The sequence below is a fragment of the Burkholderia diffusa genome, from assembly GCF_001718315.1.
GTDB classification, from domain to species: domain Bacteria; phylum Pseudomonadota; class Gammaproteobacteria; order Burkholderiales; family Burkholderiaceae; genus Burkholderia; species Burkholderia diffusa_B.
On the sequence record NZ_CP013362.1, the window covers coordinates 1,179,089 to 1,193,145 of the forward strand.

At 68.2% G+C, this 14,057-nt stretch carries 10 protein-coding genes; 5 read left to right on the plus strand and 5 right to left on the minus strand.

Annotation, left to right across the window (positions count from 1 at the left end; genetic code table 11):
• The first annotated feature begins 5 nt into the window (after positions 1 to 5).
• The 3 genes from astB to WI26_RS05485 all read left to right on the plus strand — a co-directional run bounded on the left by astB (position 6) and on the right by WI26_RS05485 (position 3,541).
• On the plus strand, positions 6 to 1,346 hold the full coding sequence (gene astB, locus WI26_RS05470; protein WP_059594468.1) for an N-succinylarginine dihydrolase: 1,341 nt from the start codon (positions 6 to 8) through the stop codon (positions 1,344 to 1,346).
• 7 nt (positions 1,347 to 1,353) lie between these two features.
• Positions 1,354 to 2,385: a succinylglutamate desuccinylase gene (astE, locus tag WI26_RS05475; RefSeq protein ID WP_208604131.1), complete on the plus strand. Its 1,032-nt coding sequence runs from the start codon at positions 1,354 to 1,356 to the stop codon at positions 2,383 to 2,385.
• 361 nt (positions 2,386 to 2,746) lie between these two features.
• The gene (locus WI26_RS05485) at positions 2,747 to 3,541 is read left to right on the plus strand and encodes an ABC transporter substrate-binding protein (RefSeq protein WP_059467138.1); all 795 of its coding nucleotides are present in this window, start codon (positions 2,747 to 2,749) and stop codon (positions 3,539 to 3,541) included.
• Between the two features lie 70 nt (positions 3,542 to 3,611).
• On the opposite strand, the gene WI26_RS05490 is transcribed toward WI26_RS05485, so the two are convergent.
• On the minus strand, positions 3,612 to 5,123 hold the full coding sequence (locus WI26_RS05490; protein ID WP_069225392.1) for an HDOD domain-containing protein: 1,512 nt from the start codon (positions 5,121 to 5,123) through the stop codon (positions 3,612 to 3,614).
• 27 nt (positions 5,124 to 5,150) lie between these two features.
• The gene (gene cdpA, locus WI26_RS05495) at positions 5,151 to 6,890 is read right to left on the minus strand and encodes a cyclic di-GMP phosphodiesterase CdpA (protein WP_208604132.1); all 1,740 of its coding nucleotides are present in this window, start codon (positions 6,888 to 6,890) and stop codon (positions 5,151 to 5,153) included.
• A 279-nt stretch (positions 6,891 to 7,169) separates the two neighbouring features.
• On the opposite strand from cdpA, the gene WI26_RS05500 reads away from it, so the two are divergent.
• Positions 7,170 to 7,721 carry a peroxiredoxin gene (locus tag WI26_RS05500; RefSeq protein WP_069225394.1) on the plus strand — a complete coding sequence of 184 codons (552 nt, stop codon included), beginning with the start codon at positions 7,170 to 7,172 and terminating at the stop codon, positions 7,719 to 7,721.
• A 90-nt stretch (positions 7,722 to 7,811) separates the two neighbouring features.
• Here WI26_RS05500 and WI26_RS05505 read toward each other — a convergent pair whose 3' ends face one another.
• Positions 7,812 to 8,441: an SDR family oxidoreductase gene (locus WI26_RS05505; RefSeq protein WP_059467134.1), complete on the minus strand. Its 630-nt coding sequence runs from the start codon at positions 8,439 to 8,441 to the stop codon at positions 7,812 to 7,814.
• Between the two features lie 253 nt (positions 8,442 to 8,694).
• On the opposite strand from WI26_RS05505, the gene WI26_RS05510 reads away from it, so the two are divergent.
• Positions 8,695 to 10,167, plus strand: a complete 1,473-nt coding sequence (locus tag WI26_RS05510; protein WP_069225395.1) for an NYN domain-containing protein — start codon at positions 8,695 to 8,697, stop codon at positions 10,165 to 10,167.
• Between the two features lie 83 nt (positions 10,168 to 10,250).
• On the opposite strand, the gene WI26_RS05515 is transcribed toward WI26_RS05510, so the two are convergent.
• Positions 10,251 to 10,634 carry a VOC family protein gene (locus tag WI26_RS05515; RefSeq protein ID WP_069225396.1) on the minus strand — a complete coding sequence of 128 codons (384 nt, stop codon included), beginning with the start codon at positions 10,632 to 10,634 and terminating at the stop codon, positions 10,251 to 10,253.
• A 113-nt stretch (positions 10,635 to 10,747) separates the two neighbouring features.
• On the minus strand, positions 10,748 to 14,056 hold the full coding sequence (locus tag WI26_RS05520; RefSeq protein WP_069225397.1) for an efflux RND transporter permease subunit: 3,309 nt from the start codon (positions 14,054 to 14,056) through the stop codon (positions 10,748 to 10,750).
• Between the last annotated feature and the right edge of the window lies 1 nt (position 14,057).

The window sequence follows — 14,057 nt, forward strand, 5'->3', positions numbered from 1 at the left end:
CGACGATGAACGCACAAGAAGCCAATTTCGACGGGCTCGTCGGCCCGACCCACAACTACGCCGGGCTGTCGTTCGGCAACGTGGCGTCGCTCAACAACGAGAAGTCGGCCGCGAACCCGAAGGCCGCCGCGAAGCAGGGGCTGCGCAAGATGAAGCAGCTCGCGGATCTCGGTTTCGCGCAAGGGGTGCTGCCGCCGCAGGAGCGTCCGTCGCTGCGTCTGCTGCGCGAGCTCGGCTTCACCGGCAAGGACGCGGACGTGATCGCGAAGGCCGCGAAGCAGGCGCCCGAACTGCTCGCCGCGGCGAGCTCGGCATCGGCGATGTGGACCGCGAACGCGGCGACCGTCAGCCCGTCGGCCGACACGAGCGACGGCCGCGTGCACTTCACGCCGGCCAACCTGTGCAGCAAGCTGCATCGCGCGATCGAGCACGAGGCGACGCGCCGCACGCTGTCGACGCTGTTCGCCGATCCGGCGCACTTCGCGGTGCACGAGGCGCTGACGGGCACGCCGGCACTCGGCGACGAAGGCGCCGCGAACCATACGCGCTTTTGTGCCGAATACGGCAAGCCGGGCGTGGAGTTCTTCGTGTACGGCCGCGCGGAATATCGCCGCGGCCCGGAGCCGAAGCGCTTCCCGGCGCGCCAGACCTTCGAGGCGAGCCGCGCGGTCGCGCATCGCCACGGTCTCGCCGAGACGGCGACGGTCTACGCGCAGCAGGATCCGGACGTGATCGATGCAGGCGTGTTCCACAACGACGTGATCTCGGTCGGCAACCGCGATACGCTGTTCACGCACGAGCGCGCGTTCGTCAACAAGCAGGCGATCTACGACACGCTGACGGCCGCGCTCGACGCGCGCGGCGCGCGGCTGAACGTGATCGAGGTGCCCGATGCGGCCGTGAGCGTGAACGACGCGGTCACGTCGTATCTGTTCAACAGCCAGCTGCTGTCGCGCGCGGACGGCTCGCAGGTGCTCGTCGTGCCGCAGGAGTGCCGCGAGAACGCGAACGTCGCCGCATATCTGGATCAGCTCGCGGCCGGCAACGGCCCGATCCGCGACGTGCTCGTGTTCGACCTGCGCGAAAGCATGAAGAACGGCGGCGGCCCCGCGTGCCTGCGCCTGCGCGTCGTGCTGAACGACGCCGAGCGCGCGGCCGTCACGTCGAACGTGTGGATCAACGACACGCTGTTCGCGTCGCTCGACGCGTGGATCGAAAAGCATTACCGCGACCGTCTCGCACCGGAAGACCTCGCCGATCCGACGCTGCTCGACGAATCGCGCACGGCGCTCGACGAGCTCACGCAGATCCTGCGCGTCGGGTCGCTGTATGACTTCCAGCGCTGAGTCCCGCATGCCGGCCGCCGCGCTGCTCGACGATTTCCTCGCATTCACGCTCGCGGGCGACGCCCCGCCCGTGACGGACGGCGCGTGCGCAGGCGGTGCGGTGCGCTGGCAATGGCTCGGCGACGGGCTGCTTAAGTTCGAGCCGGCGCTGGCCGAGCGGGACGCCAACGCGGCCAGCGTGCTCGTGTCGGCCGGCGTGCATGGCGACGAGACCGCGCCGATCGAGCTGCTGTCGATGCTCGTGCGCGACCTCGCGGCAGGCACGCTGCCGCTCGCGTGCCGATTGCTCGTCGTGCTCGGCAACGTGCCGGCGATGCGCGGCGGTGAACGGTATCTCGACGACGACCTGAACCGCCTGTTCAGCGGCCGTCACGCGCAAGTGCCGGCGAGCCGCGAAGCGCCGCGCGCGGCACAGCTCGAAGCGGCGGCCGCCGCGTTCTTCGCGGCTGCGCCGGCGGGCAGCGTGCGCTGGCACATCGACATGCATACTGCGATCCGCGCATCGGTGTTCGAGCAGTTCGCGCTGCTGCCGCACACGGGCACGCCGCCGACGCGCGCGATGGTCGAATGGCTCGGCGATGCGCGCATCGCGGCCGTGCTGCTGCATACCGCGAAGGGCAATACGTATTCGCATTACACGGCCGAGCATTGCGGCGCGCTCGCGTGCACGCTCGAACTCGGCAAGGTGCGGCCGTTCGGTCAGAACGATCTGGCGCGCTTCGCGCCGGCCGATCATGCGGTGCGCAAGCTCGTTTCGGGCGCGCCGCGCGATGTCGACGCGCCGCTGCCGCGCATGTTCACCGTGATCGACCAGATCACGAAGCAGAGCGACGCGCTCGAGCTGTTCGTCGCGGCCGACGTCGCGAACTTCACCGCGTTCGCGCGCGGCACCGTGCTCGCGCAGGACGGCGACTACCGCTACACGGTGAAGCACGACGAGGAGCGCATCGTATTTCCGAATCCGACCGTGAAGCCGGGTTTGCGCGCGGGCCTGCTCGTCGTCGACACGACGCGCGAGACGCTTGCCGCACTCGTCTGACGGAAGATCGGCTGCGCGCGGCGACAGTGATCCGTCCCGTCGCCCGTGCGCCGTCCCGCAGCATCCCCCGAATGGCGTCGACGCCCGCATGCCGCGCAGACGGCCCGCGCGTCGAGCCTTGCGTATTTGCGACATCGTCTTGCAAGTTCGACGGCGCATCCGGCCGTCGTCGCGCACGCAGCGCAGCATCGCGCGCCGCCGGCCGCTTTGCCGTATCGGGCCGCGCGGATTGGTACAATCGCGGCCTTGCGGCTGTTGCGCCGCATCAAGGCGCGGCATCGGCATTGTGGTTGTCATCCGACCCTGCAATGATGCATGCGCCCGTAGTTCCGGAACATTCGAGTATCGAGGAGAACACCTGATGAAGTTGGATTGGCGTAAAGTGGCCGCGCATGCGGTAGTGGCGGCATCGGCCGTGGCGGCAGGCAGCGCGATGGCTGCGGATCTGAAGGAGATCCGGTTCGGCGTCGAAGCCTCGTACGCGCCGTTCGAATACAAGACGCCCGACGGCAAGCTGACCGGCTTCGACATCGATATCGGCAACGCGGTGTGCGCGAAGCTGAAGACGAAGTGCGTGTGGGTCGAGAACGACTTCGACGGCCTGATCCCCGCGCTGCAGGCGCGCAAGTTCGACGCGATCAACTCGGACATGACGATCACCGACCAGCGCAAGCACGCGATCGCGTTCACCGATCCGATCTACACGATCCCGAACCAGCTGATCGCGAAGCAGGGCAGCGGCCTGCTGCCGACCCCGCAAGCGCTGAAAGGCAAGCGCGTCGGCGTGCTGCAGGGCACGATCCAGGAAGCGTACGCGAAGAAGAAGTGGGCGCCGGCCGGCGTCGACGTCGTGCCGTACCAGACGCAGGACCTGGCCTACGCCGACCTGAAGTCGGGCCGTCTGGACGCGACGTTCCAGGATTCGGAAGCGGGCTCGAAGGGCTTCCTGTCGAAGCCGCAAGGCCAGGGCTTCGGCTTCGCCGGCGGCACGGTCAGCGATGCGGAGATCCTCGGCTCGGGCGTCGGTTTCGGCCTGCGCAAGAACGACGCGGCGCTGAAGACGGCGCTCGATCAGGCGCTGAAGGAACTGAAGGCCGACGGCACGATCGACAACCTCGCGAAGAAGTACTTCAGCGTGCCGGTCACGCTCAAGTAAGCGTTTCGATCCGTCGCACGATGCAGCCGGCCGCTTTCGCGGCCGGTTTGCTTTTGGGGCGCCGCTCGCGTTACGCGGGGAAGAACCGCCCCAGTTCGCGCGCGAGCTCGTTGAGCACGCTCATCTCCTGCTGCGTGATCTTGCGCGCCGGCTGCGCACCGGCCCAATCGCCGTACAGCAGGCCGACGGTCTTCGTGCCGACGCGTACGGGCAGCAGCACGAACGCGCGCGTGTCGGGAAGCGCATCGAGATACCACGCGGGCAGGCGCTTCATCATCTTCGGGTCCTGCGCCTGCTCGATGAAGATGCCGACCGAGTTCGTGATCGCGAGATGGAACACGTCCGGCTCGAAGCGCTCGTCGAAGCACAGCCGGTCGAGCGCCGCGTCGACGTCCGGGCCGAAGCCGAGCCGCGCGGCGAACGCGCCGTCTTCACGACGCACGAACATCACGGTGCGCGTGAACGCGAGGCCCGCCAGCAGGCTTTCCGACGCGAGCGCGAGCACCGGCGTCAGCACGTGCTCGGACGGCAGCGCGCGCAGGTCCGCGAGGCCGGCTTCGAGGCATGCCTCGGGTTCGGGCTGCGCCCGCGCGATCGCGTCGGCGTTCGCGCGCAGCTCGACGATCTCGCGCATCACGGTGTCGCTCGCTTCCTCGCGCGCGAGCCGGTCGGCGATTTCCACCAGCGCGTCGGCATCGATGTCCAGCTCCTGCCCGTAGTGCTGCGCGAGCGCCGCGATACGCGCATCGCGCTGCGGGCCCGCGGGCATCGCGAGCGCACCGGCGACATCGGTCGAGCAGCGGCTCACCGCGCGCAGCCAGCGCACGCGGCCGGGGCTGTCGTCGACGCACGCGTCGCGCGGCCGCTGGCGGTCTGCGTCGATGTCGTCCTCGTCGCCGCCGGCGGCGTGTGCGCTGCCGCCGTCGCCGTCGGCCATGCCGGCGCGGATCACGTCGGGCAGCCGCCAGCTCGCGGCGGCCTCGAGACCGATTTCGTCGAAGCCGACACCCAGCACGTCGACGCACGCGGCCGCTTCGTCGCCGTTCAGCTCGGCGGCGCGGCGCCGGATCCGGTCCCATTCGCTGTCGAGATAGCAGACCACCAGCAGCTTGCCGACCTGACGCATCAGCGTGCAGACGACGGCTTCCTCGCCGCCGCGCAACTCGGCATGCTCGGTCAGCTTGCGGGCAACGCAACCGGACAGCAGCGCGCGGTTCAACTCGAGCTTCGCGTCGATGCGGCGCGGCGTGCTGTGATGGAAATGGTCGACGAGCTTGAGCCCGACGACGAGATGGCCGACGGTGTCCATGCCGAGCACCATCAACGCACGCGTGACGGTCGTGATGTTGCCGCCGAACGCCATGTACATCGCGGAGTTGGCTAGCCGCAGGACTTTCTGCGTGAGCGCGAAATCAGACAGCACGACGCGCACGAGCGCGGTGAAGTCGAGATCGTCGTTCTTCATCGCGGCCATCGTCGCGCGCAGCGACTCCGACAGCAGCGGGAAGTCGCCCCGTTCGTTCATCCGCGCCCACAGCTTGTCGAGCAGCGCGGTGCGGGGCAGGTGTGCGGTGATTGACATACGGATCTATCCGGTTCGCCGCGCGCGTCAGGCGGCGTGCAGGCGCAGCTGCTGCGCCTCGAAGCGCCGTGCGAGCTCCTCGGACGGCAGCGCCTGACAGACGAGCCAGCCCTGGATGTGATTGCAGCCCATCTCGGTCAGCAGCTCGCGCTGCGCCTCGGTCTCGACGCCTTCCGCGACGAGTTCGAGATCCAGCGTCTGCGCGAGGCCGACCACCGCCGACACGATCGCGCGATCGTTGCGCGACGTCAGCAGGTTCTCGACGAAGCTGCGGTCGATCTTCAGCTTTGCGAGCGGGAAGCGCTGCAGGTACGCAAGGCTCGAATAGCCGGTACCGAAATCGTCGATCGCGAAGCGGATGCCGAGCGCGGTCAGCTCCTCGAGCAGCCCCTTCGCCTGCGCGGGGTCGTGCATCAGCAGGCTTTCGGTAATTTCCAGCACGATGCGGCGCGGGTCGATGCCCGTCAACGCGATCGCCTCGCGCACGCTTTGCGTGAAACGCGGGTCGCGGAACTGCTGCGGCGACACGTTGACCGCCACATACTGCAGCGCAAGCCCCTGGCGATCCCAGGCGACGAGCTGCATGCACGCGGCCTTGAGTACCCAGTTGCCGAGATAGTTGATCAGGCCGATCGATTCGGCGAGCGGAATGAAGGTCGCCGGCGGCACGAGGCCGTGCACCGGATGACGCCAGCGGATCAGCGCCTCGACGCCGTCCACCGCACCCGACTGGCTGCGCGTGATCGGCTGGAAGTGCAGCGAGAACTCGCCGTTGCGCACGCCGTCGTACAGGTCGGCCTCGAGCTTCAGTCGTTCCGCGTCGGCCGGATCGTCGACCGGCTCATGGAATGCGAGCGCATTGCCGCCGGACGCCTTGGCCTGCGCGAGCGCATGGTCGGCGCGGCGCAGCAGCGGACTGTGATGCTGCGCGCGATGTGGCGCGGCGCGTTCGTCCGGGTACAGCGCGATACCGATGCTCGCGGACAGGTGGACGGTTTGCCCCTGGTATGCATAAGGTTCGCGCACCGCGGCCTGCAGCCGGCGCGCGAGCGCATCCGCGGCATTGCTCGCGCGCGTGCGGTCCGGCGCGGTGAACACGACGGCGAACTTGTCGCTCGCGACGCGCGCGAGCTGCTCGCCGGGCGTGACGAGCGCCTGCAGTCGCTGCGCGGTGTCGCGCAGCAGCGTGTCGCCCGCGTCGTAGCCGAGCGCGCGGTTGATGCGCTGGTAGTCGTCAAGGTCGAGCAGCAGCAGCGCCGCGCAGGTGCCGCTTTCGTCGGCGGCCTGCTGCACGCGCATCAGCGCGGGCACGAGCGCGGACAGGTTGTCGAGCCCCGTCATCGGATCGTGGTGCATCTCGTACGTCAGGCGCGCCTCGAGCGCACGCCAGGCCGACACGTCGAACGCGGCGATCGCGAAGCCGTCGACGCCGTGATGGCGGCTCTTGAACGCACGGATCTCGACGTCGAGCGGATAGGTGAGCGACTTGACGATGCACATCGTCGCCTTCTCGACCTGGCCGGAACGCGCGGCGCGCGCAAGCAGGCCTTCGAGCGCCGCGGTATCCTGTTCCGCGATCAGGTCGCGCAGCGTCAGCGTGTGCAGGTAATCGCGGTGATAACCGATGAAGCGCAGGCTCGCGTCGGACACGTAGAGAAAGCGGAGCTCGCGGTCGACATGAGCGAGGAAATCCACCGTGCCGACCGTCTGTTCCAGCCAGTTGCGCACGGTGTCGTCGCGGCGCGGCGCGCCGGCGCGCGCAGGCATCAGCGCGCCGCCCGACCAGGCGAAGCGGCGCAGCGTATGCAAGGCATTGCGCCAGGAGCCCTTGCGTGGCGTCTGTTTCCTGTTGGCTTCCATGTATCTCGCTGACGTGAAGGGCTGGAACCGGCTGTCCGGGAGGAATAACGGCAGACTGCGCGGAATCTTTAACCGGTTGGTCGCGGCTGGCGCTGCCGCCGAACCGGATCGTGCACACCGGCGTTCGACAGGCGAACGCCGGTGTGGCCTACATCGAGGCTGACTTTATAAGAAATGAGGACGCAGATGAAGCGAAAACTGTTGGTGGGCGCCGCGGCGGCGCTGCTGGTGGCCGGTCATGCGCTGGTCGCGCAGGCGCAACTGAAGCCGGGCGACACGGCGCCCGACTTCACGACGCAGGCGTCGCTGGGCGGCAAGACTTACACGTACTCGCTGGCCGATGCGCTGAAGCACGGGCCGGTCGTGCTGTACTTCTACCCGGCTGCGTTCACGAAGGGTTGCACGATCGAGGCGCATGCGTTCGCGGATGCGGTCGATCGTTACAAGGCTTACGGCGCGACGGTGATCGGCGTATCCGCGGACAACATCGACACGCTGACGAAGTTCTCGGTGAGCGAGTGCCGCAGCAAGTTCCCGGTCGCGGCCGATCCGGACGCGAAGATCATCCGCGAATACGACGCGAAGCTGCCCGCGCTCGATCGCGCGAATCGCGTGTCCTACGTGATTTCGCCGGAAGGGAAGGTGCTGTACGAATACACGAGCTTGTCGCCCGACAAGCATGTCGAGAACACGCTCGGCGCGGTGAAGGCGTGGGCCGACGCGCATCCGAAGCAGTAAGCCGCAGCCAGTGAGCCCGCAGCAAAGCGGCCCGCATCGCGGGCCGCCGGCACGACGAATCGCGCCGCCCGGGGGCGGCGCAGGCGTGCGTTACGCGCGCAACGCCTGTTCGATCGGCACGCTGCCGCCGACGAAGCCGATGACCTTGCGCGAAATGCCGAGCTTGATCGCTTCGATCGCGGCCCATGCGACATCCTGACGCGACACCGGCGGCGCCGGGTCGAGCGGCTCCTCGGTCAGCGCGATCTTGCCGACGCCCGGGCCGTCCGCGAGCGGGCCGGGGCGCAGGATCACGTAGTCGATGCCCGACGCGATCACGCGCTCGTCGCCTTCGCGCTTCATCTGCGAGTAGTGGCGCAGCGCGTCGCCGCTGCGCTCCGGCCAGTACGCGCTCAGCGAGCTGATCACGACCAGCTTCTGCACGTTGTAGGCGAGCGCATGCTCGGCCGTGCGCGCGACCGCGTCGCGGTCGATCTGCTCCTCCTCGGCGGCGCCTTCCGATTCCGCCGAGCCGGCCGCGTAGATCACGTGCGTGATGCCCTGGAACGCGTGCGAGAAATCACCCGCCAGATCGGCCTCGACGACCTTCGCGCCCGGCAGCGCATAGCCGTGCCGGCGCACCAGCGCAGTCACCTCGAATTCCGGCTGCTCGAGCAGCAGATCCGCGCAGGCCCGGCCCGTGCGGCCGGTCGCGCCAATCAGCAATACCTTCGTCGTCATGAAACCGCTCCTTGCGCGATGCGTCATCCTCCCAGATAGGGACGGACGACCGATACTCAAGTGTATGTCGATTTGGGGAGGCGGCGCGCGGGTAATTGGGGCGGTACCGCTCCGTAACGACCGGCGCGGCACCCGTTATCCGCGCGCTCGCGCGCATGGATGGCGGAATCGACCCGCCGACCGGCTATCATGTGCGCGATGCATTTTTCGCCGCTACGCAATACAACGCGGCGACCAACCGGTTGGAGTACACATGGCATTACCCCTGGACAACGTCAGCATGGCCGTGTTCTGCGACTTCGAGAACGTCGCGCTCGGCGTGCGCGACGCGAAGTACGAGAAATTCGACATCAAGCCCGTGCTGGAGCGGCTGCTGCTGAAAGGCAGCATCGTCGTGAAGAAGGCGTATTGTGACTGGGAGCGCTACAAGGGCTTCAAGGCGTCGATGCACGAGGCGAGCTTCGAGCTGATCGAGATTCCGCACGTGCGCCAGTCCGGCAAGAATTCGGCCGACATCCGGCTCGTCGTGGACGCGCTCGACCTCTGCTACACGAAGTCGCACGTCGATACGTTCGTGATCATCAGCGGCGACTCGGATTTTTCGCCGCTCGTGTCGAAGCTGCGCGAGAACGCGAAGAAGGTGATCGGGGTCGGCGTGAAGAAGTCGACGTCGGACCTGCTGGTCGCGAACTGCGACGAATTCATTTTCTACGACGACCTGGTGCGCGAGCAGCAGCGCGCGCTGGCGAAACGCGAACAGCAGCGCACGGGCAACGGCGGCGCGAAGCGCGCCGACGAGCCGTCGCGCAAGCCGGAGCTGGAAGTGCGCCGGAGCGAGGCGATCGCGCTCGCGGTCGAGACCTTCGATGCGCTGGCATCGGAGCGCGACGACGTCGGCAAGATCTGGGCGTCGGTGCTCAAGAGCGCGATCAAGCGCCGCAAGCCCGACTTCAACGAGTCGTATTACGGCTTCCGTGCGTTCGGCAACCTGCTCGACGAAGCGCAGGCGCGCGGCCTGCTCGAGGTGGGGCGCGACGACAAGTCGGGCGCGTTCGTGTCGCGGCCGCGCCAGTCCGCCGCGGCGGCCGAGCCGGTGGCGGCGCGTGAAACGGGTGGCGCGCAGCAAGGTCACGGCGGGCGCCACGGGGAAGCCGCACCGGCCGAGCGCGAGCCGCGGCATCGCGGGCAGCGTGCGGAAGCGGCCGTTCACGAAAGCGTGCGGATCGATGCCGAAGAGGCGGACATTGTCGACGTCGTGACCGACGCGGCCGTCGTGCCGGCGGCGACGGCCGAAGCGAATGAAGCGGCCGAGACGCACGGCGACGCGAAGGACGGTCGCAAGCGCGCGCGCAAGAGCGCGGCGAAGAAGACCGGCGCGAAGAAGGGCGGCGATGCGAAGGGCGCCGGCCGTCACGCGGCGGCGAAGCCGGACGAGGCCGCGCACGGCGGTGAGAAGCACGGCGGTGAGAAGCATGCCCAAGCGGCCCATCGCGACGCGGAGCACGGCGAGGACCGGCACGTCGCGGCACAGCACGCGGCACCGACGGTCGGCGAGTACGGCGTGTCGACGGCTGCCGCGCAGCCGTCACACGAAGCAGCACCGGCTGTCGAATCGACCGCTGAAGCGGCCGCTGAAACGGCAACCGGCGCCAAGCCGAAGAAGCCGGCTCGCAAGACGGCGACCCGCGCACGTCGCCCGCGCAAGACGGCCGCTGCCCCCGAGTAACGGCGTCACGGCGGGGCGGTGTCCGACCGAGGGCGCCGCCCGCGCCGCCACGTTGGCCGGTGCCTGCCGGCCGACGCGTTCCGTTATCCGTTCAGCACGTATGGCTGCGTCATTACTTCGAGGAAGTGGCCGTCCGGATCATCGAAATACACGCCGCGCCCGCCGTTGTGGCGATAGATGTCGCCGGGCTGCCGCTTCGCGGGGTCGACCCAGTGCGGTAGTCCGCGCTCGCGAATGCGCGCGAACACGCGATCGAAGCCGGCCTCGTCGGTCAGGAACGCATAGTGCTGGACCGTGATTTCCCCCTCTTTTTCATAAAAATCGAGCGACACGCCGTTGTCGAGCTGGACGACCAGCATCGCGCCGAACGGCGTCGGCGCCGGCAGTTCCAGAAGTTCCGTGAGGAAGCGGCTCGACGCGTGCTTGTCGCGGCACCAGACGATCGTATGGTTCAGCTGGACGTTCATGGCAGGTCCCCGGGAAGGGGCGCGAGGGTGGGCATGGACACACGATAGCCGATCGCGGCCGGTGTGCAAGCCCGTCAAGCGGCGGCCCTATGCGGCCGCTTGCCGTTACCCGCTTACTCGCCCGCTACCGCCGGTCCGCCCGGGGTGCCGCGGCGGCTGCGGCGCTTGTCGCCCCACACGCGCAACCGGTCCATGTACAGATAGACGACCGGCGTCGTATAGAGCGTCAGCACCTGCGACATGATCAGGCCGCCGGCGATCGCGATCCCGAGCGGCGCGCGCAGCTCGGCGCCGTCGCCGTTGCCGAACGCGAGCGGCAGCGCGCCGAGCAGTGCGGCCATCGTCGTCATCATGATCGGCCGGAAGCGCAACAGGCACGCCTCGTGGATCGCATCAAGCGACGACTTGTTGCCGTTGCGCGTCTGGTCGATCGCGAAGTCGACCATCATGATCGCGTTCTTCTTCACGATACCGATCAGCAGGATCACGCCGATCAGCGCGATGATGCTGAACTCGGTCTTGAACAGCAGCAGCGCGAGCAGGGCGCCGACGCCGGCCGACGGCAGCGTCGACAGGATCGTGATCGGGTGGATGTAGCTCTCGTACAGGATACCGAGCACGATGTAGACGGCCAGGAGTGCCGCGAGGATCAGGATCGGCTGGTTGTTCAGCGACTGCTGGAACGCCTGCGCGGTGCCCTGGAAGCTGCCGACGATCGTCGGCGGCACGCCGATCTGCGCCATCGTCTGGTAGATCACCTGGGTCGCCTGCGACAGCGACACGCCCGGCGGCAGGTTGAACGAGATCGTCGTCGCGACGAACAGCCCCTGGTGGTTGACCGACAGCGGCGTCGTGCTCGGGCCGAAGGTCGCGATCGCGGACAGCGGGATCATCGTCGACTTCGACGTCGACACCGCCGCGCCCGACGATGCGCTCGACTTGCCGCTCGACGCGATCGAGTTCAGCGCCTGGTTGCGCGCGGAATCGGACGCGATCGCCGCGGCGCTGGTGGCGGCCGTTCCGGCGCTCGACGTGCCGGCCGAGGTCGCGACGAACGTGCCGGCCGCGGCGTTGGTCGTCTGCGAGCCGTTCGCGCTGCCGCCCGACGTGCTGATCCATACCTGGTTCAGCATCTCGGGGCTCTGCCAGTATTTCGGCGCGACTTCCATCACGACGTGGTACTGGTTCAGCGGGTTGTAGATCGTCGAGACCTGACGCTGGCCGAACGCGTCGTACAGCGTGTTGTCGATCTGCGCGGGCTTGATGCCGAGCCGTGCGGCGGTCGCGCGGTCGATCGTCACCATCGCCTCGAGGCCGCCTTGTTGCTGGTCGGAGTTCACGTCGGTCAGCTCGGCGCGCTTCTGCAGCGCCTCGGTCAGCAGCGGCCCCCACTTGTACAGCTCGGCGCTCGAATCGCCGAGCAGCGTGAACTGGTACTGCGCGTTGCTCTGCCGGCCGCCGACGCGAATGTCCTGCGCGGCCTGCAGGAACGTACGCGCACCCGCGACGTCAGCGAGCGGCTTGCGCAACTGCTGGATCACCTGGTCGGCCGACAGCTTGCGCTCGGTGCGGTCCTTCAGCGTGACGAACATGAAGCCCGAGTTGGTCTGCGTGCCGCCGGTGAAGCCCGCGACGCTCTTCACGTTCGGGTTGGCCTGCACGATCCGCATCATCTCGGAGAACTTCAGCTTCATCGCCTGGAACGACGTCGACTGGTCGGCCTGGATGCCGCCGATCATCAACCCGGTGTCCTGCTGCGGGAAGAAGCCTTTCGGCACGACGATATACAGGTAGACGTTCAGGCCGATCGTCGCGAACAGGATCAGCAGGACCAGCAGCGGACGGCGCAGCGCCCACGACAGCGAGCGCTCGTAGCCGCGCTGCATCCGGGTGAAGAAGCGCTCGAGGAAACGGCCGAGGCGGCCTTCCTCCTGCACCTCGTGCGACTCGCGCAGCAGCCGCGCGCACATCATCGGCGTGACGGTCAGCGAAACGGCCAGCGACACGCCGATCGCGAGCGACAGCGTCAGCGCGAATTCGCGGAACAGGCGCCCGACGATGCCGCCCATCAGCAGGATCGGCAGGAACACCGCGACGAGCGAAATGCTCATCGACAGCACGGTGAAGCCGACTTCGCGCGCACCGTCGAATGCGGCCTGCAGCCGCGGCTTGCCGTTCTCGATGTGGCGCGTGATGTTCTCGAGCACGACGATCGCGTCGTCGACGACGAAGCCGGTCGCGACGATCAGCGCCATCAGCGACAGGTTGTCGATCGAGAAGCCGAGCAGGTACATCGCGCCGAACGTGCCGACGATCGAGATCGGCACCGCGACGCTCGGAATCAGCGTCGCGCGCCAGTTGCGCAGGAACAGGAACACGACCATCACGACCAGGCTCACCGCGATCAGAAGCGTGTGCTCGGTGTCCTTCAGCGACGCGCGGATCGTCGTCGAGCGGTCGAGCACCGGCGTCACCGTGATGTCGGCCGGCAGCGACGCGGTGAGCTGCGGCAGCGCCGCGCGCACGCGGTCGATCGTCTCGATGATGTTCGCGCCGGGCGAGCGGTAGAGGATCACGAGCACCGCGCGCTTGCCGTTCGACAGGCCCAGGTTGCGGAGATCCTCGACGCCGTCGACGACCTCGGACAGGTCGGACAGCCGCACGGCCGCGCCGTTGCGGTACGCGACGACCAGGTCGCTGTACTGCGACGCCTGCGAGGCCTGGTCGTTCGTATACAACTGGTAGCGCTTCGGGCCGAATTCGATCGCGCCCTTCGGGCTGTTCGCGTTCGCGGATGCGAGCGCGGCCCGCACGTCCTCGAGGCCGATTCCGTAGTGGAACAGCGCGTGAGGCTCGAGCTCGACGCGCACGGCCGGGTTCGCGGAGCCGCTCACCGACACCTGGCCGACCCCGTCGATCTGCGACAGCGACTGCTGCAGCACCGTCGACGCGGCGTCGTACAGCTTCGCGGGCGACGACGTTTCCGACGTGAGCGACACGACCATGATCGGCGAATCGGCCGGGTTCACTTTGCGGTAGGTCGGGTTGCTCTTGAGCGACGCGGGCAGGTCGGCGCGCGCCGCGTTGATCGCGGCCTGAACGTCGCGCGCGGCGCCGTCGATGTCGCGGTTCAGCCCGAACTGCAGGATGATCCGCGCGTTGCCGACGGTGCTGGTCGACGTCATTTCGCTGACGTCGGCGATCGAGCCGAGGTGCCGCTCGAGCGGGCTCGTCACGCTGGTCGCGACCGTCTCGGGGCTCGCGCCAGGCAGTGACGCCTGCACCGAAATGGTCGGGAAATCGACCTGCGGCAGCGGCGACACCGGCAACTTGATGAACGCGAACAGGCCCGCGAGCGCGACGCCGAGCGCGAGCAGCGTCGTCGCGACGGGGCGGGTGATGAAGGGGCGCGACAGGTTCATC

Coding starts and splice junctions, on each gene's coding strand:
- astB (WP_059594468.1), top strand. CDS start 6: ATGAACGCACAAGAAGCCAATTTCGACGGGCTCGTCGGCCCGACCCAC.
- astE (WP_208604131.1), top strand. CDS start 1,354: ATGCCGGCCGCCGCGCTGCTCGACGATTTCCTCGCATTCACGCTCGCG.
- WI26_RS05485 (WP_059467138.1), top strand. CDS start 2,747: ATGAAGTTGGATTGGCGTAAAGTGGCCGCGCATGCGGTAGTGGCGGCA.
- WI26_RS05490 (WP_069225392.1), bottom strand. CDS start 5,123: ATGTCAATCACCGCACACCTGCCCCGCACCGCGCTGCTCGACAAGCTG.
- cdpA (WP_208604132.1), bottom strand. CDS start 6,890: ATGCCTGCGCGCGCCGGCGCGCCGCGCCGCGACGACACCGTGCGCAAC.
- WI26_RS05500 (WP_069225394.1), top strand. CDS start 7,170: ATGAAGCGAAAACTGTTGGTGGGCGCCGCGGCGGCGCTGCTGGTGGCC.
- WI26_RS05505 (WP_059467134.1), bottom strand. CDS start 8,441: ATGACGACGAAGGTATTGCTGATTGGCGCGACCGGCCGCACGGGCCGG.
- WI26_RS05510 (WP_069225395.1), top strand. CDS start 8,695: ATGGCATTACCCCTGGACAACGTCAGCATGGCCGTGTTCTGCGACTTC.
- WI26_RS05515 (WP_069225396.1), bottom strand. CDS start 10,634: ATGAACGTCCAGCTGAACCATACGATCGTCTGGTGCCGCGACAAGCAC.
- WI26_RS05520 (WP_069225397.1), bottom strand. CDS start 14,056: ATGAACCTGTCGCGCCCCTTCATCACCCGCCCCGTCGCGACGACGCTG.